The 25,081-nt window shown below is 41.8% G+C and carries 19 protein-coding genes; 11 read left to right on the forward strand and 8 right to left on the reverse strand.

Annotated features, from left to right (window positions below; translation table 11 throughout):
• Positions 1-83 precede the first annotated feature (83 nt).
• Positions 84-1,058 (reverse strand): tRNA dihydrouridine synthase, encoded by a 975-nt coding sequence (locus tag H9649_RS16305; protein WP_191695961.1) that lies wholly within the window; start codon positions 1,056-1,058, stop codon positions 84-86.
• Between the two features lie 446 nt (positions 1,059-1,504).
• Between H9649_RS16305 and H9649_RS16310 the strand changes: the two genes are divergently transcribed.
• The gene (locus tag H9649_RS16310; protein ID WP_191695962.1) at positions 1,505-2,032 is read left to right on the forward strand and encodes a YceI family protein; all 528 of its coding nucleotides are present in this window, start codon (positions 1,505-1,507) and stop codon (positions 2,030-2,032) included.
• 217 nt (positions 2,033-2,249) lie between these two features.
• Complete coding sequence (locus H9649_RS16315; RefSeq protein ID WP_191695963.1) at positions 2,250-3,548, forward strand: NCS2 family permease; 1,299 nt, start codon at positions 2,250-2,252, stop codon at positions 3,546-3,548.
• A 75-nt stretch (positions 3,549-3,623) separates the two neighbouring features.
• On the opposite strand, the gene helD is transcribed toward H9649_RS16315, so the two are convergent.
• Positions 3,624-5,975, reverse strand: a complete 2,352-nt coding sequence (gene helD, locus H9649_RS16320; RefSeq protein ID WP_191695964.1) for an RNA polymerase recycling motor HelD — start codon at positions 5,973-5,975, stop codon at positions 3,624-3,626.
• Positions 5,976-6,266: 291 nt separating this feature from the next.
• Positions 6,267-7,100, reverse strand: a complete 834-nt coding sequence (locus H9649_RS16325) for a TetR/AcrR family transcriptional regulator (RefSeq protein WP_191695965.1) — start codon at positions 7,098-7,100, stop codon at positions 6,267-6,269.
• A 97-nt stretch (positions 7,101-7,197) separates the two neighbouring features.
• Here H9649_RS16325 and H9649_RS16330 point away from each other — a divergent pair, with 97 nt between their 5' ends.
• Together H9649_RS16330 and H9649_RS16335 are read left to right on the forward strand one after the other, a co-directional pair.
• Positions 7,198-10,287, forward strand: a complete 3,090-nt coding sequence (locus tag H9649_RS16330; RefSeq protein WP_191695966.1) for an efflux RND transporter permease subunit — start codon at positions 7,198-7,200, stop codon at positions 10,285-10,287.
• A gap of 121 nt (positions 10,288-10,408) precedes the next feature.
• Positions 10,409-11,131 (forward strand): ZIP family metal transporter, encoded by a 723-nt coding sequence (locus tag H9649_RS16335; RefSeq protein ID WP_191695967.1) that lies wholly within the window; start codon positions 10,409-10,411, stop codon positions 11,129-11,131.
• A gap of 45 nt (positions 11,132-11,176) precedes the next feature.
• Here the strand turns inward: H9649_RS16335 and H9649_RS16340 are convergent, their stop codons facing one another.
• A complete protein-coding gene (locus H9649_RS16340; protein WP_318241711.1) occupies positions 11,177-11,878 on the reverse strand; it encodes a hypothetical protein in 702 nt (233 codons plus the stop codon).
• 134 nt (positions 11,879-12,012) lie between these two features.
• Between H9649_RS16340 and H9649_RS16345 the strand changes: the two genes are divergently transcribed.
• The 3 genes from H9649_RS16345 to hutH all read left to right on the forward strand — a co-directional run bounded on the left by H9649_RS16345 (position 12,013) and on the right by hutH (position 15,479).
• Positions 12,013-12,534 carry a sigma-70 family RNA polymerase sigma factor gene (locus H9649_RS16345; protein WP_191695968.1) on the forward strand — a complete coding sequence of 174 codons (522 nt, stop codon included), beginning with the start codon at positions 12,013-12,015 and terminating at the stop codon, positions 12,532-12,534.
• Positions 12,527-13,828, forward strand: a complete 1,302-nt coding sequence (locus H9649_RS16350; protein WP_191695969.1) for a DUF4179 domain-containing protein — start codon at positions 12,527-12,529, stop codon at positions 13,826-13,828. Before H9649_RS16345 ends, H9649_RS16350 begins: the two co-directional genes overlap by 8 nt.
• Before the next feature lie 172 nt (positions 13,829-14,000).
• On the forward strand, positions 14,001-15,479 hold the full coding sequence (gene hutH / locus H9649_RS16355; protein WP_191695970.1) for a histidine ammonia-lyase: 1,479 nt from the start codon (positions 14,001-14,003) through the stop codon (positions 15,477-15,479).
• A gap of 61 nt (positions 15,480-15,540) precedes the next feature.
• Here the strand turns inward: hutH and H9649_RS16360 are convergent, their stop codons facing one another.
• Positions 15,541-16,779, reverse strand: coding sequence for an NAD(P)/FAD-dependent oxidoreductase (locus H9649_RS16360; protein ID WP_191695971.1), 1,239 nt, complete (start codon positions 16,777-16,779; stop codon positions 15,541-15,543).
• An 87-nt stretch (positions 16,780-16,866) separates the two neighbouring features.
• Between H9649_RS16360 and H9649_RS16365 the strand changes: the two genes are divergently transcribed.
• The gene (locus tag H9649_RS16365; protein WP_191695972.1) at positions 16,867-17,769 is read left to right on the forward strand and encodes a 5'-3' exonuclease; all 903 of its coding nucleotides are present in this window, start codon (positions 16,867-16,869) and stop codon (positions 17,767-17,769) included.
• Here the strand turns inward: H9649_RS16365 and H9649_RS16370 are convergent.
• From H9649_RS16370 to H9649_RS16380, 3 genes are all read right to left on the reverse strand, one after another.
• Complete coding sequence (locus H9649_RS16370; protein WP_225229955.1) at positions 17,766-18,284, reverse strand: hypothetical protein; 519 nt, start codon at positions 18,282-18,284, stop codon at positions 17,766-17,768. The genes H9649_RS16365 and H9649_RS16370 overlap by 4 nt on opposite strands.
• Before the next feature lie 17 nt (positions 18,285-18,301).
• Positions 18,302-18,757, reverse strand: a complete 456-nt coding sequence (locus H9649_RS16375) for an STAS domain-containing protein (protein WP_191695974.1) — start codon at positions 18,755-18,757, stop codon at positions 18,302-18,304.
• Between the two features lie 123 nt (positions 18,758-18,880).
• Complete coding sequence (locus H9649_RS16380; RefSeq protein WP_191695975.1) at positions 18,881-19,210, reverse strand: thioredoxin family protein; 330 nt, start codon at positions 19,208-19,210, stop codon at positions 18,881-18,883.
• Between the two features lie 219 nt (positions 19,211-19,429).
• Between H9649_RS16380 and H9649_RS16385 the strand changes: the two genes are divergently transcribed.
• The 3 genes from H9649_RS16385 (at position 19,430) to H9649_RS16395 (ending at position 25,054) form a co-directional block, all read left to right on the forward strand.
• Positions 19,430-21,814 (forward strand): 3-hydroxyacyl-CoA dehydrogenase/enoyl-CoA hydratase family protein, encoded by a 2,385-nt coding sequence (locus H9649_RS16385; protein WP_191695976.1) that lies wholly within the window; start codon positions 19,430-19,432, stop codon positions 21,812-21,814.
• A 30-nt stretch (positions 21,815-21,844) separates the two neighbouring features.
• Positions 21,845-23,020 (forward strand): acetyl-CoA C-acetyltransferase, encoded by a 1,176-nt coding sequence (locus tag H9649_RS16390; protein ID WP_191695977.1) that lies wholly within the window; start codon positions 21,845-21,847, stop codon positions 23,018-23,020.
• Positions 23,021-23,266: 246 nt separating this feature from the next.
• On the forward strand, positions 23,267-25,054 hold the full coding sequence (locus tag H9649_RS16395) for an acyl-CoA dehydrogenase family protein (protein WP_191695978.1): 1,788 nt from the start codon (positions 23,267-23,269) through the stop codon (positions 25,052-25,054).
• Positions 25,055-25,081: the final 27 nt, after the last annotated feature.

Genomic DNA, 25,081 nt, shown 5'->3' on the forward strand with positions numbered 1-25,081 from the left:
TTTAATTTTTCCATAGTGAATGAGATGGTAAAAAATTAAATTAATTACCTTTTATGGAATCCATGCAACGCTAGTGGGTACCGTCACAAGTCCATTTCCAGCAAGGGTACGATTAGCTTTCTAACTTCGTCTGTCGTTTTTGTATTCATCAATTCATTCCTCAGCTCACCAGCACCTTTAAATCCACGAACGTAGATTTTGAAGAAGCGTAGAAGCGGTTTGAATGAACGTGGTTCGGTTTCTGTTGAATAGTGATCGTGGAGATCGAGCTGCATGAGCAATAAATTCAAATACTCTTTCACACTATGTTCTCTCGGTTCTTTTTCAAATGCAAATGGATTGGTGAATACACCACGGCCGATCATTACGCCATCCACTCCGTATTTCTCGACTAATTCCAAACCTGTTGCACGGTCAGGGATATCACCGTTGATCGTTAACAATGTATTTGGCGCAATTTCATCACGTAATTTCTTGATTTCGGGGATAAGTTCCCAATGTGCATCGACTTTACTCATTTCTTTTTTTGTCCGAAGGTGAATGGACAGGTTGGCGATATCTTGTTCAAATATATGTCGCAACCATTCGCGCCATTCGTCGACCTCGATGTACCCGAGTCTTGTTTTTACACTGACTGGCAGTCCACCGGCTTTAGCCGCTTGAATGAGTTCTGCCGCGACGTCAGGACGACGGATTAAACCTGATCCTTTTCCTTTAGCCGCGACGTTTGGTACAGGACAGCCCATATTCAAATCAATACCAGCAAATCCAAGTTTCTTCATATCTATACTCATCTGTCTGAAAAACTCGGGTTTATCGCCCCAAATATGTGCGACAAGCGGTTGTTCATCTTTTGTGAACGTTAACCGACCACGCACACTGTCTCTTCCGTCAGGATGGCAGTAGCTTTCCGTATTTGTGAATTCCGTGAAAAACACATCAGGACGTCCTGCTTCTGCAATAACATGACGGAAAACGACATCCGTAACATCTTCCATTGGTGCTAATATAAAAAACGGCTTCGGTAAATCAAGCCAAAAGTTATTTTCGTTACTCATTTTAGTTCCTCCTGTTGCAATACATAAGAACGATCGTTATCTATTGCTAAATCCTTTGTCCATTCTAGAGTTTATCATTTTTTTAGATGGATGCACAGATATAACCATAATATTTAACTATCCTTATTGCACTAGAGCCCCGTTGGTTGAACAACAAGAGCATAGTTCTATTGCTCGTCGAATTTTACTAACAAAGCTTATACATGTTGATGAAAATGAACATAAGAAAACACCCCGAAATTTGGGTGTTTACTATTTAATACAAAGATTATGCTTTTATAGGTTCTCCGCTGAATTCAAATCAATAAACATTAAGCCGTAATTCGCCCTTGTTGACAATCATATTGAAACGATGATAATATTATCTCGAATTCAAGATATCCTGATATTAAATTTAGATTTTCAGCATACACTAGTTCAAAATAAAAATAATGGAGGAATTTGTAATGACAAAATGGACAGTAGACCAATCACATTCGGCAGTAGGTTTTGAAGTGAAACACATGATGGTATCAAAAGTGAAAGGACAATTTGATGCTTACACGGCAGATGTAGAAGCGGCGGATTTAACAGATCTTACAACAGCAACTATCGCTTTCAAATTTGACGTAGCAAGCATAAACACACGCTCAGAAGACCGTGATAACCATTTAAGATCCGCAGATTTCTTTGATATTGATGTTTTCCCGGCAATCACATTTCAATCGACTGCGATTGATAAAGATGGCGATGATTACAAAGTAACTGGAGACTTAACGATTAAAGATGTAACGAAATCAGTCACATTCGATGTTGAATTTGGTGGTAAAGGATTAAACCCATGGGGTGTAGAAGTGTACGGTTTCGAAGCGGAAGCTAAAATCAATCGAGAAGAATTCGGTTTAACTTGGAATACAGCTCTTGAAACAGGTGGCGTACTCGTTGGTAAAGACATCAAAATAAAAGTAGAATTAGAAGTAAACCCAGCGGCATAACTTGTATAAAAATAACCACTTCTCAAGTATGAACTGAGTCCCATTTAATGGACGATTAAAAAAAGCGGTGTTTCAGTCTATACTGCCAGATGACTTCGGTATTGTTCCGGAGTCATCTTTTTTAATTCATCGTTTATCCAAAAACTTGTCATTTCACCCGAAAACGAATAATATATGTAAGGAATCAAATATTGTTCGTTTTTTGGAGGTTTTTTTAATGTTTAATTTGAAAGAGAATCATACAACAGCCAAGACCGAAGTTGTCGCGGGCTTTACAACGTTTTTCACGATGGTCTATATTATCGTTGTCAATCCGATAATTTTAAAAGATGCCGGGGTCCCTTTTGACCAAGTGTTTACCGCTACAATTATTGCAACAGTTATCGGGACGTTATGGATGGCACTTGCAGCCAACTATCCGATTGCCATTGCACCGGGAATGGGCATGAATGCATATTTTGCGTATTCAGTCGTTGGAACAAATAGTATTGACTATCAGACAGCGTTCTCAGCTGTTTTCGTTGCAGGACTTCTATTTCTTATTTTATCGCTGACACCTTTCAGGAAAGTGTTGATTGAAGCTATTCCTGACAATTTGAAAAACGGTATAACCGCTGGGATAGGTTTGTTCATTGCCTTTATCGGGATGAGGCAGGCAGGAATGATTGTATCTCATCCTTCGAATCTGGTGGCTCTCGGCGACCTTCATTCACCAACTGTCCTTTTCGCTTTGCTCGGGTTGACTGTTACCATCATCTTAATGGCGTTAAAGGTGAACGGGGCATTATTCCTCGGTATGATCGTGACAGCTATTGTAGCCTTTTTCACAGGCCATCTATCGTTTGACCAAGGTTTCGTTCAAATGCCTTCACTTCCTGATGGTCTTATTGTTTCCAATCCATTTACAGCGTTTTCTGATGTCTGGAGTCATATGCTGTTTCCGATTGTGTTTTCCTTCCTTATGGTAACAATCTTTGACACGACGGGAACGATGATTGGTGTTGCAAAGCAGGCAGGGTTAATGAAAGGCAATAAATTGCCGAGAGCTCGCCAAGCATTGTTGGCCGATTCATTTGCAGCAACAGCTGGGTCCATGTTCGGAACTACACCAACTAGCGCTTACATTGAATCATCTGCAGGCGTAGCGGCGGGGGGACGTACTGGGCTTACAACATTGACTGTTGCACTTTTGTTCATCGTCGCGGCGTTTTTCGGACCGCTAGTCAGTGCAGTTTCAGGCCTATCGTCTATTACAGCACCTGCATTGATAATTGTCGGAAGTCTCATGATGGGGGCAATCGCCGAGATCAAGTGGAATGAGATAGACGAAGCTTTTCCCGCGTTCCTTATTATCCTAAGCATGCCGCTTACATCAAGCATTGCGACAGGGATCGCACTCGGATTCGTGTCTCTTCCTATCTTAAAAGTAGTGATGGGGAAATGGCGTGAAATCCATCCATTGCTGTATGTATTTGCGGTACTGTTCTTTTATCAATTAGCATTTTTGCCGCATTAAAAACTTTGTTGTTTCACAATAAAAACAATCCATCAGTGAGTTTTGCAACAGCTCAATGATGGATTGTTTTATTTCTTACTCTGTTTCTAGTTGAAATCTACTGTCCTCTAATAGCGAGACATTTTGCAAAAAGGGGCTTGGTTTACCTACGCTATATATCTGCAAGTAGTGCATAGCCCGAGTACAAGCTGTGTAGAACAATCTTCGTAAGCCTGCATCACCATAGATTTGCGCAGATGCATCATAAATAATGACTGCATCGAATTCAATACCTTTGGCCAAATATGCAGGTATGACGACAACGCCTTGCTGGTATTCAGTCGATCCATTCTTCACGAGTTTAATATCCTCGATGTCGCCTAAAGAATCATATGCTGTGATGCTTTCTGCTACCGATTTGCATATAATCGCTATGGTGCTATATTGCCGTTTCTGTAAGTCTGCTACTTTGGCGGCTATGGAATCATGCAATTCTGCGTGATTGGATTTCTGCGTTAGAATTGGCTTCTCGCCATCACGTTCAATTGAAGATATTTGATCGCCGTTAGGTACAAGTTCGCGTGTGAAATCGACAATTGGTTTTGTCGACCTGTAGCTACGTGACAAGTTGATTGCCTCTGTTTCATCGGGACCATATAAGCCGGAAAGTGTGTTGAAATCAACCATTTCATTCGCATGGGCAAATATTGCTTGGTTAAAGTCGCCGAGCACAGTCATTTTAGCTCTTGGAAATAATCGTTTCAAGAACTCGAATTGAAATGGAGAATAATCTTGAGCCTCGTCTATAAGTACATGTTTAATTGAGCTATTCGTCTGAAAGCCTTGAATGAGTTCTTTCATGAATAAAAACGGAGTAGCATCTTCGTAATGTAGCTTACCTTCTTCTAGCATTTTAACAGTCATTCGACAAATACCTTGCCACTCCTTAGGCGCTTCGCCGTTCATCCATAATTTGATCTGGTTGGGATCGGTAAAGAACTGTTTATAGATTGTCTTGATATTGACGAAGTGTAGCGCCTTAATCCGTTTTCGTAAAGGCTTTAACTTTTTGCGGACGATTAAAAGTGCTAGCGCATTTGTATCGAGTTCATAATCATATAACGCTTCTCCTTTAAATCCGCTTTTTTTAGCTAAATAAGTAAATGCTTTGTCGTATTCCTCATTACTTAGTAGTTCAACTTCTTCCTCTACCCATGGTTTGGTCAGTTCGAACTTCTGTACTTCATTTATTTTCTTGATCAGCCATTCCTTAATTATTTCAAGTCTGCTATGAAAGGGAAGTGAGGTATCGCTGCCATAAAACTTTTCTTCGATTTGTTTCGCGGTAACAATTTTCTCTCCTCTGAAGGTAATCCCTTTGAATACCATTCCGGAAAATTCAAGCGACTTCCTGTATGAAGTGAACGCCTCGAAAAAACGGTTGGTTGCCTTGAATCGAATGCCTGCAAGGCGTGTTTGATAGGATGGGTCACCGACTGCAGTTAAAACAAATTCTAACTGATCGTATGGATTCTCAACTTGAAACGAACTTCTTAGGCGATGATTTAAGTATTCCTGAAAAGTGACCTGTTGCATATTCTCTTCGCCGAGTTCCGGCAACACATTGGAGACGTAACTATTGAACATTGAATTAGGCGAAAAGAGAATGATTTGATCGGCAGTTATCACGTCACGATATTTATAAAGTAAAAAGGCAATCCGTTGCATGGCGGCTGATGTTTTACCACTGCCAGCAGCACCGTGTACAATGAGCATTCGCCCATGATCGTGTCGAATGATGTGATTTTGCTCTTGTTGTATGGTGGCTACTATGTTGTGCATATGCTTGTCTGTCCCTTTACCAAGCACTTGTTGTAAAATTTCGTCGCCAATGGTAAGGCTAGTATCGAACAAGGATTGGATAATACCACCGCGAATTAAGTATTGCCACTTTTTTTTGAGTGTGCCGTGGATGGCTCCTCCTGGTGTTGTGTATTTAGCGGCACCAGGTGAATAATCATAGTAAACACTTGAAACAGGGGCTCTCCAATCGTAAATCAGAAAATTTTCTCCACTAGTATCTGTGAGTGTGGAGATACCGATATATATTTGTTCAACAGTTGAAGTTCCTTCTTCGATGAAATCAATTCGACCAAAATAGGGATTCTCTTGCATACGTCGTAACGCAGCTAATCGTTTAGTAGTATGTCGGTGGTTGCTTTGGCTGACTGATAAAGCTTGGGCTTCTTGTCTTAAGCCAATGATTGTTTCAAGATAATCATCGAAAGTTTCCGTATTTACTTTTACTTCATCCCAAAAGTGTTTGCGTATATTTACAACTTCCGTCCGATGTCTTGAAGTTACATCTTCAGCCTTGTTGATTTGCTGTGAAATCGTTTCCATCACTCGGTTAACTCGTTCTTGCTCATGGTCAATTTTCATTTTCATTTCAAAAACTCCTTAATAATCGTAATAGGGGTTGACTGAAAAGGGGATTGTAGTGTATACTATTATTGAGAGTAATATAAGTAAAAATATAACATTTGCATATCTATATAATTTAACATGTTTTTTGATTTTTATCAATATGAAAAAGCCGATTTCTTAGTTTGTATTCTAAGAAATCGGCTTTTATATTTACTTAAAGTTTTTAGTTATGGATCATTCTTTCCATTCTATTTACAAAATCATCAGTTTTCCTATTTATGAGAGACATCGTGTCATATTTTAGACGAAGAATTAAAATCCAAAATACCCTCGAAGTAAATAAGCAGCCCATTTACAATGTGGATGTGGTTGGATATTCTCGAGTAAACCTTTAACAAGAGGGCGACTTAGTGTAGGTTCAAGCAACTCTTGCTTAAGTAAGAGTAACGATTCTTTTTCAATAGAATCTTCAATATCATCTAACGTTTGTTCAATGACCCCTAGGATCTGCTCATTTGTCACTTCATTACAGGATTGCTGCTTAAACTGTTGGACGAGCTCGTTTGAGACGAATGGGATGGTAACATACTTCGCTAATAAATTTGTTTTCTCTGTAAGCGAATGGGCAAGTAACTCTAAGTCCAATGGTGTGTTGTAGAAAATAAATAACTCCGAATACATCTTCATGAAGCCTTTAATACAAAAAACTAAATCATGTTTTGTTTGGCCAACCTCTTCATCGTATAATCGTTCAACCATCGATAAGATGGTATCCTCCATCATTTTATCGTATGAACGCATCTTTACGATAAATTCCTTATTAAACGAGCGCATTTGTTCTTTAATAAGCACTTTGGCAAAGTCAGAGTGTTTATTAAACGATTCAAAAACGGTGTAGTAAAATTTATAGAGAAGTTCGCTGTCGATTGTTGTGGATTTGACCAGGTAGTCAATATTGGACGTGAATTGCGTTGTAAAGTAATCAATCAATGCTAAAATCAATTCGTCTTTTGACTTGAACGACAGATAGAATGCACCTTTGGAAATACCACAATGGTCTGTTATTTGTTGTACAGAAGTAGCTTCAAAGCCTTGATCTGCAAAGAGTTCCAATGCTTTTTCCATAATCAGTTGTTTTTTTGACATTGTGTAATCGCTCCTAGTCTTATTGTTGACAAATGACCCGTTAGTCATTAGTATATGAAAATGAGTCTATAAAGTCAATGTAGGGGAAGGTGTAATCTTGAAAGGTTTGGTCAATTTCGTTCTGAAAAATAAATTAGCGGTTTGGTTACTGACGATTATTATTGTCGTATCTGGGATTTATTCGGGTACACGCATGAAAACAGAAACACTTCCGGATATATCAATACCATTCTTAATGGTCATGGATGTTTATCCTGGAGCTACACCTGAGCAAGTGATGAAAGACGTTTCGATTCCACTTGAAAAAGCGGTGGAAAATCTTGAAAATGTAAAATCGGTCTTTTCGAATTCATATGCTAACGTATCGAACATTCAAATTGAATACGAATACGGTGTAGATATGGATGAGGCGAAACGGGCATTGGCGTCTGCACTAGATGCAGTTACCTTGCCGGAAAACGCTCAACAGCCGCAGATTTCAGCAATCAGTTTGAATATGCTGCCGGTCGTTGCACTAAGTGTCAGCAGTGAAACAGAAGATATTGTTGAACTGACATCTACAGTGGAAGACATTCTGCTTCCTAAAATTCAAAAACTAGAAGGTGTCGCTTCTGCAGATATAACGGGACAGCATATCGAAGAAGTACAGCTCACATATGATGATGCCAAAATGGCTGCGCTAGGCATAACAACAGATGATGTTAAGCAGATGATTCAGGCAAGTGATTTGGCAGTTTCATTAGGTTTATACGAATTTGAAGAAGGCGAACAGGCTGTAGCAGTCGATGGTAAGTTCATGACTGTGGATGAACTGAAGGGTATGCTCATTCCGGTCACACCGTCTGAAGCAAATCCATCACCATTTGTGAAACTTGAAGAGATTGCAACGATTGAACTTGTCGGTAAAGTGGAATCTGTCTCCCGTACAAACGGAGAGGATGCTATAGCAATCCAAATCGTCAAAGGACAACAAGCAAACACGGTTGATGTTGTTAATGCAGTAAAAGATTTGATTAAAGAAGAAGAGAAAGTAATTGATGGCCTAACGATCGATATATCACTCGACCAAGGGGCACCGATTGAAGCATCAGTTTCAACGATGATTGAAAAGGCGTTGTTCGGTGGTTTGATCGCGATATTCATCATAATGCTCTTCCTTCGAGATATCAAGTCGACGATCATTTCCATCATTTCCATACCAGTTTCAATCTTCATGGCGTTATTGCTGTTGAATTGGTTGGGAATTACGTTAAACATTATGACACTAGGTGCTATAACAGTAGCAATCGGGCGGGTAATCGATGATTCCATTGTCGTCGTGGAAAATATTTATAGGCGTTTACATCTGAAAACCGAGAAATTATCCGGCCGAGCACTTGTCCGTGAAGCAACAATTGAAATGTTCAAACCGATCATGTCATCCACATTGGTGACGGTCGCAGTTTTCGCTCCTTTAATCTTTGTAGGAGGAATGGTCGGCGAGCTATTCATGCCTTTCGCATTGACAATGACATTTGCACTTGGCGCCTCGTTGATCGTTGCCATAACAATTGTTCCGGCGCTATCACACTTCCTATTTAAGAAGCAGTTATATAGTGAGAAAACTGAAAGTCGTCATAAGGAAATCGGTAAAATGGCGACAACTTACAAAGGAATCCTTCGTTGGACGCTAAACCATAAGTGGATTACTTCCATCATTTCCGTTGTTCTACTTGCGGGAAGTGTGGCGTTGATGCCGTTAATCGGTTTCAGCTTCCTTGGCAGTGAAGAAGAAAAAGTGATGTATTTGACATATACGCCTGAAACGGGCGAACTGTTGGATGATACATTGGCTAACATCGAAGAAGTGGAACACGAGCTATTGAAGCGCGACGATATTGACATCGTCCAACTGTCCGTTACAGAAGCAGGCAATCCGATGGCTGCAATGATGGGTGGAGGGGGCTCAAACGGAGCTTTGATGTACCTCATCTTTGATCCTGATATGAAAGACTTCCCTAAAGCGCGTACGGAAGTTGAAGAATATGTATTCAATGTCGGCCAGACCGGCGAATGGAAGAGCCAGGACTTTGGTTCAATGGGCATGACGACGAATGAAGTGAGTTACACTTTCTACAGTGAAAATCTTGATAAGTTGAATGAAGCGGTACACATGGTGGAAGGTGTCATGTATGACAATAACCGCCTTGAAGATGTTTCATCCAGCACAGAAGATGCGTATGTAGAATATAAATTCAAAGTTGAGCAAGATGAATTGCTGAAGTATGGTCTGACAACAGGTCAGATTGTCATGATGCTCAATCCGACACGCTCGAATGATGTACTGACAACAATTGAAAAAGACGGCACTGTGTTGGATGTAACAATCCAGCAAGAAGAAGCAGCACAGCCGAAATCGATTGACGAATTGTTGACTACTGAAATACCAACTGCGTTAGGAACGACAATGAAGCTTTCTGAACTTGTAACTGTGGAAGAAGGCACAACGTTGAATTCACTATCCCGAAGCAAAGGTGAATTTTACGCATCTGTCTCAGGTACAATTACAGAAGCGGATATTTCAAAAGCGACAAAAGAAGTCGATAAAGCAATCGATAAATTAGAGTTGCCGAAAGGTGTTTCCCTTGAAGTAGCTGGGGTAGCGGCGGACATGAAAGAAACGTTCACACAGCTCATCATGGCGATGCTGGCGGCAATCGCAATTGTCTACTTCATCCTCGTAGTTACGTTCCGTGAAGGGGTCGCACCATTTGCGATACTTGTCTCTTTGCCGTTTGCAGTTATCGGCTCATTTGTTGGCCTGTTAATTGCCGATGAAACGATTTCCGTATCAGTCATGATGGGACTGTTGATGTTAATCGGTATTGTTGTTACGAATGCGATTGTACTCGTCGACAGGATCATCCGGATGGAACGCAGCGGTCTTGAAATGCGGGCAGCAGTCCTCGAAGCGGGAGCAACACGTTTGCGTCCGATCCTCATGACGGCAATTGCGACAATCGGTGCACTTATTCCGCTGGCTTTAGGAACTGGCGGCGGAGGTGGTCTGATCTCCAAAGGGCTCGGTATTACAGTAATCGGTGGATTGATCAGTTCGACGTTATTGACACTGATCATCGTTCCAATCGTTTACGAAATATTATCCAAGCTATTCAAGAAAAACCGTATCGAAATCGAAGAAGATTGAACAGGCAGCCTTACAAGAATTCAATTCTTGTAAGGCTGTTTTTTTGAGTCGATTAAAATGAATCATACTTGTACGTAGTTTCCCATATAAAGATAGAAACGGAGAAATGAAGGATGGTTGATTGGCACAAGTATGGGTAATAGGATTTCTAGCGACGTTTCTCGGAGTTAGTATAGGTGGAGGGATAGCGGCTGCCATCTATCGTTTTAAAAAGAGCTTGGGAACAATCTATGCTATCTGTGCAGGACTTCTTCTCGGTCTGTTAAGTTTTGAAATTGTACCGGAAGCACTATTACTTGGCGATTGGTTCATATTTGCGGTTGGTTTTTCAGTAGGGTTAATTATCTATGTGCTGATTCATAGACGCTTTCATCAGCATCCGCTCATCCGAAAAAACCCTTATAAAAATCATAGTATCAGAACAGGTTTGTTCCTGGCATTAGTGATTTCCATTCACAACTTGCCGATGGGCCTCGTCCTTGGAACGAATGGTCATGGTGAATTCAGTCTTGCATTTATACAAGCAATGGTTTTGCATACGATTCCAGAAGGCATGATTTTATTTATGCCATTAATACTGGCAGGAGTCCGATTCAATGTATTGTTCCTATTATCCATTCTTATTGCGTTGCCGGTAGCCGTTGGCGCTTACATAGGACACGTAATCGGCGTACAGCCTAATGGTTTCATGGTGTTTTTAATAAGCTCGACTGTAGGTATGATTTTTATGGTAACGATGAAAGAGATTATGGCGGAGTCTGTGAGGCAATCATCAAACATGTATTGTTTATTAGTAGCACTGTTAGCTTTTTTGTTAATGGGTGGCTATTTGCTATTTGTATAGTCGAATAAAAAAACCGGAATGAGGAAAATCATTCCGGTAAGTTATTTAAAAGCATGTAAATTGGTCAATCCGATTCAAGTCAATACCGAAATATTCCCATCTTCTACGATTTGGTCTCCAACGATAGCCAGCGATTGAAGTGCGGCCGACAAACGTCGGATAATACCAAAATCCTCGAGTCCGAGAAGTCCAGATATACGTATAGCGATATAAACAGCCTCTAATTCCGCCAGGATCTACTCTTAGGACTGATGCACTTGGATAACTAGGTGTGTAGCTGGGCGGTGCTGATGTAGGCGCTTGTTGCCCGCCTTGTCCGGAGCCACCTTGCCCCGGAGGAAACCCACCAGGTCCTCCTTGCCCAGGTGGAAATCCAGGGAACCCACCAGGCCCTCCTTGCCCAGGTGGGAATCCGGGGAATCCTCCACCGGGTCCTCCTTGCCCAGGAGGAAAACCGGGAAATCCTCCTCCAGGTCCGCCTCCCCATGGTGGAAAACCAGGAAATGCTGTCGGATCATTATGTCCCCATTGGTTCATATGATAATTGGACATCCCCATTCCATGCATCGATCCGTCCACTCCATAACCATCCATTCCATAACCATCCGTTCCGTAACCCGGCATTCCAGTGCCAGGCATCCATCCATCCATTCCATTTCGATTCATCTTATCGGCCTCCCCAGTATATCCTTCAGGTAATTTCGGATACCATTGCTCTCCTTGACTGCTTGAATTCATATCGTTCATCGATTCTCTCCTTTCAAGCGCTTCTCTTTATGTTATGTAACAATGAAAGAAATGGGTTGGACTCTTGGGTTATGGAAAACTTTTTTCAAGTACGCCAGTCTAATGTATAAGAAGGTCGGAAGGGGGGCGGTGAAATGATAGAAAAAGAACTTGCAGCGAAAGCGATTCGTGGTGACGATGAAGCCTTCCTCCAATTGATGTTCATGCATAAAGAAGCGTTATACAGAACTGCACTCGCTTATTTGAAAAATGGCGAAGATGCATTGGATGCAGTTCAGGAAGTGACATTCCGGGCGTATGAAAAGATTAAAACGCTACATACGCCGGAATATGCGAAGACATGGCTCATTCGAATCATGATGAATCACTGTCATGACGTAATACGCAAGAAGAATCGATATGTATTCAATGAAAATATAGCGGAAAAGAATGGTGTCAGTGATGACTTCACATATCTCGAAGTGGAAGAGGCACTCAGTCATTTATCCGAAAAGGACCGGCAATTGGTCCATCTGAAATATCTGCATGATATTAAAATCAAAGACATTGCGGATATGACATCGACACCTGAAGGAACTGTGAAAACAAGGTTATATAAGGCAGTTAAATTATTACGGGATTTCTTCGATGGGAAAGGAGCGGAACGCCGTGCATGATGAGGAGAAGAACTTGGAGAAGTGGAAAGAAGAGATAGAGAAAAATGAGATTCAGGATGAAGAATTGGAAACAGCTATATTAGAAGGCTATAAACAGGCAAAAGATAATAAAATGAAGAAGAAACGCCGTTTTGTTAAACGAAGCGTGTGGACGACAGTTGCCGCTGCTATTTTACTTATCACCTTTGTCACATCAATTCGTGTATCACCAGCGTTTGCAAATGCTGTTGCTTCCATTCCGGGGATGGCTGGTTTTGTAGATACTATTCAAAACGATAAAGGATTGCGTTTGGCAATTGAAAATGAGCATTTTCAAGAGTTAGGTGTTTCAGAAGAAACTGAAGACATGAAAGTGACGTTAGAAGGGATGATTACGGATGAAACGGCGATGATTGCGTTCCTTACGATCGAAATGGATCGATTCGCTGATCATTCCCGACCCGAGTACCGAATCCTCGATCTTCAAGGTAAAGTCATCGTCACATCAAATTCGGTTGGTGCGAGTTTTGAATATACGGATACACGAACAATTGCAACCACAGAAGTCGAGTTTGAATTGAACCGAACTGTACCGAGTGGAAAACTTCTATTGGAATATGAAGTCAATGATGAAATCATTCAAATCCCATTTGAAAATACGTTACAGCCAATCAGAAAAGAACAATACATCATCAATGAAACAGCGATCGTCGAAGGACAGAAAATCCATATTCGTTCTGTCACTATCGGTTCACTGAAAACGGCTGTGGAAGTTGAATTCGATGAGGAGAATACAAAGGAAATCTTGGGGTTTGAAGACTTAAAACTCATCGACGGTTCAGGGGAAACGTGGAGTTCTATAAGCAATGGTGTTACAGCTAGGGGAACGGACAATTCGAACGTTATGATTTATTACTTACAAAGTAATTATTTTAAAGAGAGCGATCATCTTACATTGACGTTTAATAAACTGATGGCTATGGATAAGAATGAGGCTTTTGTTGTTATTGATACTGAGAAAAAAAAGATCATTCGCCAACCGCCTCTTAACCTTTTCAGCAACTTAACAGTCAATGGATCGTTTATTGAAATAGAGATGAAGAGTGAAAAAGGCAACCATCATGATCCATTTTCAATCGTGTTGGATGCGAATGGAAATGAAGTAGAAAGTAACGCCAAAGGGTCTATGTCATCTGAAGAAAAAATGAATATCTATTTCAAGCTTGCTGAAAAACCGTTTGAAAACCCAATAACACTTCCATTAATATCTTATCCAGCATACATTAATGGAAACGTCACAATCAAAATCAAATAACCTTCAACCCACGAGACTTTTTCTGTCACGTGGGTTTTTCACTACATCATCACATTAAAACAACACTACATTACCACAGAACAAACTTTCGTAATAATCGCCAAATTTCTGTTCATATCGTGTACGATAAAGAAAAGTATGCGTTTACATAACAGGGAAAAGGATGATGACCATGATCGAACTAACGGGCAGTTCATTGACACTTCAACAAATGGAAGCGATTTTATATAAAGGGGAACAAGTTGTTTTAAACGAAGAAGCACTTGAGCGTGTAAAGAAGAGCAGGAAAGCAGTCGATCGTATTGTCCGGAACGACAAAACGGTTTACGGCATCAATACAGGTTTCGGGAAATTCAGCGATGTGAAAATTGATGAGAAGGATACGAAAGATTTGCAGTTGAACCTTATCCGATCACATGCATGCGGCGTAGGGGATCCGTTCCCGGAAGTCGTATCGCGCGCTATGGTTGTGTTACGTCTGAATGCATTACTCAAAGGGTTTTCAGGAATTCGCACTGAAGTATTGGAGCGCTTTGCGTTCATGGTGAATCACGCTATTCATCCAGTTATCCCTCAACAAGGTTCACTCGGGGCTTCAGGAGATCTTGCTCCACTTTCCCACTTGGCACTTGTCCTTTTAGGGGAAGGATTTGTATGGAAAGACGGTCAGCCTGTTGCTGCCGGCTCTGTCTGGAAAGATCGCAATATGGAGCCGATCGTACTAGAAGCGAAAGAAGGATTGGCTCTTATCAACGGTACACAAGCGATGACCGCACAAGGCGTCGTGAACTATTTGGAAGCAGAGAAATTGGCCTATAGCAGTGAATGGATTGCAGCGATGACAATGGAAGCTCTTCACGGCATTACGGATGCATTCCATCCATCTATCCATATCGCCCGTGGACATCAGGAGCAAGTCGATGTGGCTGCAAGAATAATGGATTGGCTAAAAGACAGCAAACTAACAACGAAACAGGGGGAAAAACGTGTACAAGATGCATACTCCATCCGTTGTATTCCACAAGTTCACGGCGCAAGCTGGCAAGTGTTGTCTTATGTCAAAGAGAAGCTTGAGATCGAAATGAATGCGGCAACTGATAATCCTCTCATTTTCGATGATGGTGAAACAGTCGTGTCAGGTGGGAATTTCCACGGACAGCCGATTGCATTTGCGATGGATTTCCTTAAGCTTGGCGTTGCAGAACTTGCGAACATTTCGGAAAGACGGATCGAACGTCTTGTGAATCCCCAGTTGAATGAAGGATTGCCACCGTTTTTAAGTGCGCAACCTGGATTGCAATCTGGTGCGATGATATTGCAATACTCAGCAGCAAGTCTTGTATCGGAAAATAAAACATTGGCGCACCCGGCATCAGTCGACTCGATCCCTTCTTCAGGCAACCAGGAAGACCATGTGTCAATGGGTACAATCGGTGCTAGACACGCTTATCAAATCATTAAGAACGCGAGACATGTACTTGCAATTGAAGCACTATGTGCGATGACGGGCTGTGGATACCGAGGTGTTAATCAAATGGCGCCTAAAACAAAACGTCAATACGATGACCTTCTTAAAATCGTCAATCCGATTGATGAAGACCGTATCTTCACACCGGATATTGAGAAAATCGCCAATCATTTGAACGTTTAACAAGAAATAGCATCCACTCGGACAATGACTGAGTGGATGCTTTTATTGTGGATACAATCATTCATTGAACAACCGTTTTTCCATCCATTTCCAACTCTAGCGTCCTGTCCAACGCCACAATATGGGCGGATGGATTATGTTTTCCAGTAAGCAAATCAGCAAGGATCTTCGCGCCTATCATACTATAAACCGTCCCGTTACCTCCGTATCCGAGCAGGTAATAAAGGTGTTCTTTCTGAGGATGCTCGCCGATGAACGGAATATTATCGAGAGATTCTCCGAATGTCGCGCAATATGCAAATGCGATGTTGATGTCGAGTTCGGGGAATAATTTCTGTATTTCATTTTTCAGCTCCTCGCCTCGCTCCGTAATACGTTCACTGGATAAAGGCATTTCACCTTCAGGTTCATCCAGACCGCCTATGACAATCCTATGGTCCACCGTTGTGCGCATATATAAATACGGACGCTTTGATTCCCAGATCATCGCACTATTATACCAAGGCGGCATCGAATCCAATGGTTCTGTCACAATGACATAGGAACGGTTAATATCTGCGCCAATCCGTTCTCCGACGGGTAATGTCTCATAACCGGTTGTGAAAATAACATCTTTTGCATGCAAATCACCGGTAGACGTCTTAATCAGAAGCATGTCGTTGTCTTCTTTGATGTCCTGAACTTCCGTATATTCGAAAATATGTCCGCCATAATCCTCAAATGCCTTGAATATCCCGTTAACAAATGCGTACGGATTCACTTCCGCGTCTCCATACGTAATGATTGCACAAGGTTTATCAATGCCAGTTTTTTCTAAGAGCATTTCCCTATTCCAGTAATCACAAGGAAATCCATGCTTTTTAAGTGTTTTAAACTCTTCAAGTATCCGTGCTTCATCGTGTTCGTCACTTGCATAATAGATACTTTCCCTATAGATGAATTCAGGATCAATCGTCAATTTCTTTGCGACTCCGTGTAAATCTTCCATTGCTTGAAGACACAATCTGTAGAATTCTACAGCATTCTTTTCGCCAATCTGCTCAATCAATTCATGAAGCATGATATCATTGGAGTATTGGAGAAGCCCTGTATTGGCAGAAGTGCTTCCTGTAGCTACCTGTCTTTTATCAAATACAGCGACGTCTAATCCTTGTTGAATCAATTCAAATGCAGTTAGTGCACCAGACATGCCGCCACCGACAATGACGACATCGTACGTGTCCTTTTTTTCTGAAGGTGCTAGTCTTTCGGGTGCTTGAAGAGTGCTTGGCCAATAGAGTGAACCTTTATGAATATGCATTTGAAAATCCCCTTTTTTAATGTTATATACCCTTTTTTTGCTGTAAATCATCTTTTTGGATAAAAAATTATTGGAGGACGATGTATAATGGAACCAAAACCAAAAATCTTACTAATTGATGGAATGGCCGTATTGTTCCGGTCATTTTTTGCGACATCAGCAATGGGACATTACTTCCCGAATGCCGATGGTGTCCCGACAAATGCCATTCAAGGATTTATCCGCCATACATTGACCGCGACGTCATTGTTCGAACCGACCCACATGGCTGTTTGTTGGGACATGGGTGCGCATACATTCCGAAATGAGCTGTTTGACGGCTATAAAGCAAACAGACCAGCACCGGCGCCTGAACTGCTTCCGCAATTCGATATGACAAGGGAGTTATCTGAACAAATCGGGTGGAAGAATTACGGAATACCCGGCATGGAAGCTGACGATCTGATCGGTTCGCTTGTATGTGAATGGGAAGGGAAGGCAGACATTACAATTGTCACGGGCGATAAAGATCTTCTTCAACTTCTTAGACCGAGCGTATCGATTGCATTCATGAAAAAGGGATATACTGTGTACGACATTTATACAGAAGAACGATTCGTGGACGAGTATGAAATAGAGCCTCACCAGTTTGTCGAAGTCAAAGCATTCACTGGAGACACAAGTGACGGATATCCTGGAGTGAAAGGGATCGGTCCGAAGACAGCATTGAAGCTCGTTAAAGAACATGGAACTGTTGAAAATGTCATTGATAAGATTGAAAGTCTCGCACCCGCGATGAAGAAAAAGATTGAGAATGATATGGAGATGCTATTACTATCGAAAAAACTGGCGCAAATTCATTGTGATATCAAATTCTCAGATTCGTTACAGGAACTAGAAATTCCATTGTTCGATGTGAATATGCGGACTCTATTTGAAGCGAATGACTACTCCATGATCGTCCGCCAAATGAATTCACTATTCCCGGATATGAAAAAAACCACTGTTTAATCAACAATGGTTTTTTTTATTTTAATAAAAGAAAGAATTTGCCGATTAGGCTCGTATGGGATTTCTCGAATACGACTCTCTCTAGTGCGCCCACCGTTATCATGAACAATTAAAACAATTCCTTGTGTACTCTTTTTATACCCAATGACAGGTACCCAGTGATAGTCATAGTTGAATTTTCCGAACCAATGAAACGAAAACCATTTATCAAACTTGGCAGCTACAGGGCGTCCAACATCGATTTCATGTTGAAGCTCCTCAATATTACATTCTTTTACGATCCAATGTGAACCGAGTATTTTTTGTAAATTCCGAATGAAACGCCATTTAAATAAACCGATTTTTGTTCCGCCCAATTGTCTATACAAATCATTGACATGCATGACGGCTGATTCGCTTAAGTGATGCTTGAGAATCGTAAACGCTGTAACAGGACCGCAAGCGGAGGCGCGAAATTGCGCATGGATATCGTCGTCAAACTGCGACTTCCCGATAAAGTTATGTAAGTTTTTCAAAGGAAACATCCTTACATTTAAGAAATTCCGACATTTTCTTTCAATAATACTTTTAATGCCATTCTGAAATTGATGTAAGATTCAAGTTCAACTTCTACACCAGCAGCAACAATTTCGCGAACGATCATTGGATGGAATCCAACTGAAATAGGGCGGACATCCATCAGTTTCAAAGTTTCGTTCATTACTTTCAGCTCAAATGCAATCGTGTCAAAGTTATGCGCATTATTTCCATTTAAATCTGAACCCGTAAAATCGAATATGACACTTGAAACATTGGAGTGTGAACCGATATATTCTAAAACTTGGGAACGGATCATTTCAAATCGTTCAGATCCTGTATAACCAACTATAGGAACTAATATAGTATCATCGACAATGGACGAGATGATTGGTACGGACATTTTTTTTATCTCTAGCTCTAATTCTTTTATTCTAACTTTCAAGTTTTCTATCTCATTCAAATGATCCATTTGGCACCTCATGCTTATTGTATTGACTTGATAAATACCATTATACGACAAATACAATAAAAAAGCGCACCGACTGTGTAAAAAGTCGATGCTGTTTGATGGAAAGGTATGAATCGAGTCGAATTATGCCTGTTTTGACTCTACAGATTCTAAGAAATCCGTCACTTGGTCTGGCGTTTTAGCATTAGCACTATGCAGATGAGCTTTCTTTTCGCCGTTTTGGAAAATAAGCAAGCTCGGGATTCCCATAACATCATATTTTTCAGCGATATCAGGCAGTACATCACGATCTACGTCATACCAAGTGTATGAGTTGTACTCTTCAATAATAGGATCAATGAACATATCCATGCGCGTACAATCAGGGCACCAGCCCGCTTGGAATTTAATAAGGGCTTTTTCATCTCGATTAATAACTTCGTTAAATTGTTCAGTTGTTGTAATGGATTTCATAGTTATAACACTCCTTTTTCATCAGTGTACCTGTAAACAAGAAATTTCGGTAATAAAATGCCCGCAATTGGTATATTCAGAAAAAAAGTGAAATGAACGATTTAAACATTGATAAAAAGTGTTGAATGTTCTAAACTGATAGATATAGAGTTTTGTTTCTATTTTTTTTACTTGTAAAATGAATGAGTGTTCATTCAAGAAAAGGGAGGCTTCTCAAACGTGGCATATCAAATTAAGAAAGCGGCAGTTTTAGGCTCAGGTGTTATGGGATCTGGTATCGCAGCTCATCTCGCTAATATCGGGATTCCTGTACTTCTGCTGGATATCGTTCCAAACAAACTGACAGACCAAGAAGAAGCAAATGGACTCACTTTGGAAAATCAGCAAGTGCGTAACAAGTTTGCAACGACTGCTTTGGAGAAATTATTGAAGCAGAAACCGGCTCCACTCGCATCAAAGAATAATTTGTCTTTGATTGAAGTCGGAAACTTCGAAGATGATTTGGATAAATTGAAAGACGTTGATTGGATCATTGAAGTAATCGTTGAAAACTTGGATGTTAAAAAAGGATTGTATGAAAAAATAGATGCAGTACGTAAAGAAGGTACGATTGTTACATCCAACACTTCGGGTATTAGTATCGAAGCGATGTCAGAAGGCCGTTCGGAAGATTTCCAGAAGCATTTCATGGGCACGCACTTCTTTAATCCGCCCCGTTATTTGAAATTGCTTGAAATCATTCCTACTGCAAAAACGGATAAGGATGTACTTGAGTTCATGATGCAATTCGGTGAAGACCGTTTAGGTAAAGGTGTCGTCATCGCGAAAGACACACCGAACTTCATTGCCAACCGTATTGGAACTTATGGTCTACTTGTAACACTTCGAGAAATGGAAAAACGCGGCTATTCAATCGGTGAAGTCGATTCCGTAACGGGTACATTGATTGGCCGTCCGAAATCCGCCACATTCCGTACATTGGATGTCGTAGGGCTAGACACATTCATGCATGTCGCGAAAAATGCGTATGACAAAACGGAAGGTGACGAACAGCAAGTGTTCGAACTTCCTCCATTCATGAAAAAGATGATCGACAATGGATGGCTTGGCGCAAAATCCAAACAAGGTTTCTATTTGAAGCAGGGCAAAGAGATTTTAGAGCTTGACACAGAGACGTTCGAATATGTCCCATCTAAGAAATTGAAAACGCCTTCAATTGAAATGGCGAAGCAGCAAAAGGGGCTTGCAAACAAAGTGAAATCCCTTGTTTATGCAGACGATCGCACGGGAGAAATCCTATGGAGCATCTTAGCACCGACCCTTACGTATTCCGCTGAACTGAATGGTGAAATCGCTGACGATATCGTTGCAATTGATAATGCGATGAAGTGGGGCTTCGGATGGAGACAAGGTCCATTTGAAATATGGGATGCGATCGGTGTAGCAAAATCTGTCGAGAAGATGAAAGAAGAAGGCATCGGAATTCCTGAATTTGTTCAGGCCATGCTCGATAAAGGCGTCGAAACATTCTATAAGGAAGAAAACGGCGAACTATTCTTTTACAATGGCGAAGAATACAAAGCAGTTCCTGTGAATGAAAAGGCCATTGACTTAAAGAGCTACAAGAAGAAGCACGGTGTTATCAAAAAGAATACAGGTGCGAGTCTTATCGATTTAGGGGACGGCGTTGCCTTGCTTGAATTCCACTCCCTATCAAATGCAATCGGTCTGGATATTATCCAAATGATTAATTTCGCTGTCGATGAAGTTGAGAAGAATTATAAAGGGCTCGTTATCGGTAACCAGGGGAAGAATTTCTGCGTCGGTGCGAACCTCGGAATGATTCTGATGGAAGCGCAAGATGACAATATTTTCGAACTGGATTACACAATCCGTTCATTCCAAAATGCGATGATGAAAATTAAGTACAGCCGTAAACCGGTTGTCGCTGCGCCATTCCAGATGACGCTCGGTGGCGGAGCTGAAGTTTGCTTGCCGGCAGCTCATATCCAAGCATCAATGGAAACGTATATTGGACTTGTTGAAGTTGGTGTTGGTTTAATTCCTGGTGGTGGCGGAAACGTCAACTTATATTCAAAACATTTAAAAGGCCTGCCGAATGGCGTGCATATCGACTATCAATACGTAGCGAATAAAGTATTTGAATCAATCGCAATGGCGAAAGTTTCGTCGTCAGCAGAAGAAGCGAGAGAAAATAACTTCTTAAACTTCGCAGATGGTATTAGCGTCAATCCTGATCACTTAATCTACGATGCGAAGCAAGCGGCACTAGCACTCTATGAAGGTGGATATGTACCACCTAAGAAAGAAAAGATTCCGGTTACAGGGGATTCAGGATATGCAACGATGCTTCTAGGAGCTGAAGGAATGCATCTATCAGGATTCATTAGCGATCATGATTTGAAAATAGCGAAAAAATTGGCGTTTGTGTTATCAGGCGGAAAAGTGCCTTATGGAACACTTGTCGATGAACAATATATGTTGGATCTAGAACGTGAAGCGTTCCTCAGCCTCGTGGCAGAACCGAAGTCACAGCAACGTATGCAGCATATGCTCATTAAAGGGAAACCATTGCGCAACTGACGGAACACTTAGTAAAGAGGAGGAAAAGAAATGCGTGAAGCAGTAATTGTAGCCGGAGCCCGTACACCGGTCGGAAAAGCAGGCAGAGGATCTCTTGTCACTGTCCGTCCAGACGATCTTGGAGCTTTGGCAATAACAGAAACGATGAAACGTGCAAATGGATACGATGGACCGATCGATGATCTCATTATCGGTTGTGCAATGCCGGAAGCGGAGCAAGGGATGAACGTCGCCCGGAATATCGGGGCACTCGCTGGACTTCCGGATACGACACCCGCAATCACAGTGAACCGTTTCTGTTCATCAGGACTGCAATCCATCGCTTACGGTGCAGAACGTATCATGCTTGGCCATGCGGAAGCGATCATTGCTGGCGGCGTCGAATCGATGAGTATGGTACCGATGATGGGGAACACAATCAGGCCGAACTTCCATCTTGCGGAAACTGCACCCCAGTACTATATGGGCATGGGTCATACAGCTGAGCAAGTCGCAGTAAAATACGGTGTAAGTCGTGAAGACCAAGACGCATTCGCGGTCCGTTCACACGAAAAAGCGGCAGCGGCAATCGCAGCCGGCAAATTCGTCGATGAAATTGTCCCAGTCGAAGTTGTAAAGCGCTTCGTCGATGACAGCGGTAAGTATCAAGAAAAGAACGTACTGTTCGAAATGGATGAAGGCGTCCGTACGGGTACTTCTATGGAAGTGTTGGCGAAATTACGCCCAGCATTTTCAGTCACTGGATCCGTAACAGCAGGAAACGCTTCACAGACATCTGACGGTGCAGCATCAGTCCTCGTCATGGATCGTGAAGTGGCAGAAGCGAACGGCCTCAAGCCAATCGCTAAATTCCGTTCCTTCGCAGTAGGGGGCGTTCCTCCTGAAGTAATGGGAATCGGCCCGATCGTAGCTGTTCCAAAAGCATTGAAACTAGCTGGCCTATCCATCGAAGACATCGACTTATGGGAGCTGAACGAAGCATTCGCTTCCCAATCACTTCAAGTCATCCGTCACCTCGGTCTTGATATGGACAAAGTGAACGTCAACGGCGGTGCCATCGCACTCGGCCACCCACTCGGCGCAACAGGTTCCGTTTTGACGATAAGAATGATGAACGAACTAAAACGCCAAGGCAAACAATTCGGCGTCGTCACAATGTGCATCGGCGGCGGAATGGGCGCTGCTGGGGTATTTGAATTACTGTAATAAATTTATTCTATTGGAAGTTATATTTTATCTAATTAGCTTTTTGTGTTTGATCGGATACTTAGATGATTGTAGTGAAGGGCGGCGACTCCTGGGAGATGCGCGTGTCAGGTGAGACCCCGCAAGGTTGCGAAGCGACCGAGGAGGCTCACCGCACGCCCCCCTGGAAAGCGACCGCCCGGAACGAAAATCATCGTGATTTAGGAATATCTTTTTTAGATTGTAAATCAAAAGGAGGAACATACAATGACTGAAACGAAAACAACTGAATTCATTCGGGGTGGCGCATTCCTAATCGAAGACATCGACGCATCACGCGTCTTCACACCGGAAGACTTTTCAGACGAACAGAAAATGATCGCAAAAACAACGGAAGACTACGTGAAAAACGAAGTCAAACCAGTCGTCGAAAACTTGGAAAACCATGAATTCGAACACTCCGTACGTCTTCTGAAATCCGCTGGTGACCTCGGTCTTCTAGGTGCAGACGTACCAGAAGAATACGACGGCCTTGGCCTTGATAAAATCTCATCTGCACTAATCGCAGAAAAAATGTCCGTAGCTGGTGGATTCTCCATCACTCACGGCGCACACGTAGGAATCGGTACATTGCCAATCGTTCTTTTTGGTAACGAAGAACAAAAGAAAAAATACTTGCCGAACTCCGTATCAGGCGACAAAATCTCTGCATACGCACTAACGGAGCCGGGTTCAGGCTCTGATGCCCTTGGTGCTAAAACATCAGCTAAATTAAACGAAGCTGGAACGCATTACATCCTTAACGGTGAAAAACAATGGATCACAAACGCAGGATTTGCTGATGTGTTCGTTGTATACGCTAAAGTGGACGGCGACAAGTTCTCTGCATTCATCGTTGAAAGAGAATTCCCGGGCGTTTCTGTAGGAGCGGAAGAAAAGAAGATGGGTATTAAATCTTCATCTACCCGGACATTAATTCTTGAAGATGCTGAAGTGCCTGTTGAAAACCTATTAGGTGAAATTGGAAGAGGACATATTATCGCGTTCAACATCTTGAATATCGGGCGTTATAAGCTTGGAGTAGGTACAATCGGTGGATCGAAGCGTGCACTTGAACTTGCAATCTCTTATGCAAACCAACGTCAACAATTCAAGACACCAATCTCTTCATTTAACTTGACGAAAGAGAAGCTTTCAACAATGGCTTCAAAGCTCTATGCAGCAGAAAGTCTAATCTACCGTACTGTCGGTTATTTTGAAGAGCGAAATGCTGAAATGACTCCTGAACAACAAAAGGATGGTAAAGCGGTTGCGGCTTCCATCGCTGAATATGCAATTGAGTGCTCGATTAACAAAGTAGTGGGTTCGGAAGTGCTTGACTATATTGCCGACGAAGCGGTTCAATTGCACGGTGGTTACGGCTTCATGCAAGAATATGAAGTAGAGCGCATTTACCGGGACTCCCGTATTAACCGTATTTTTGAAGGAACGAACGAAATCAACCGTATGATCGTTCCAGGTACATTCCTCAAGAAAGCGATGAAAGGCGAATTGCCACTTCTTGAACAAGCACAAAGCTTGCAAGAAGAATTGCTTATGATGATGCCGGAAGAAATCGGTGACGAAGCGCTTGCACAAGAGAAAGTGCTTGTGAAAAATGCGAAGAAAATCGGCTTGCTGGCAGCAGGAATGGCAGCGCAACGCTATGGCACGAAACTGGAAACGGAACAGGAAGTACTTGTGAACATTGCTGATATCGCTAATAATATTTTTGCAATGGAATCCGCACTTCTTCGTACAGAAAAAGCAATTGCGAAGAATGGTGAAGAGAAGGAACAACAAAAAATCCTTTACACAGAAATTTTCTGTCAGGAAGCATTCGAAGCGATTGAAAAAGACGCGAAAGAAACGCTTCTGGCGGCAGTTGAAGGCGATAATCAGCGCATGATGCTTTCTGCTTTACGCAAGCTGACTCGTTCTACCCCGTATAACTTAATTGCGAAAAAACGTGAAGCGTCTGTTAAGCTAATTGATGCAGAAAAGTTTGTAGTATAATCGACAACCACCCAGACAGTTCCGTCT

The organism is Sporosarcina quadrami (genome assembly GCF_014836615.1).
Classification (GTDB): domain Bacteria; phylum Bacillota; class Bacilli; order Bacillales_A; family Planococcaceae; genus Sporosarcina; species Sporosarcina quadrami.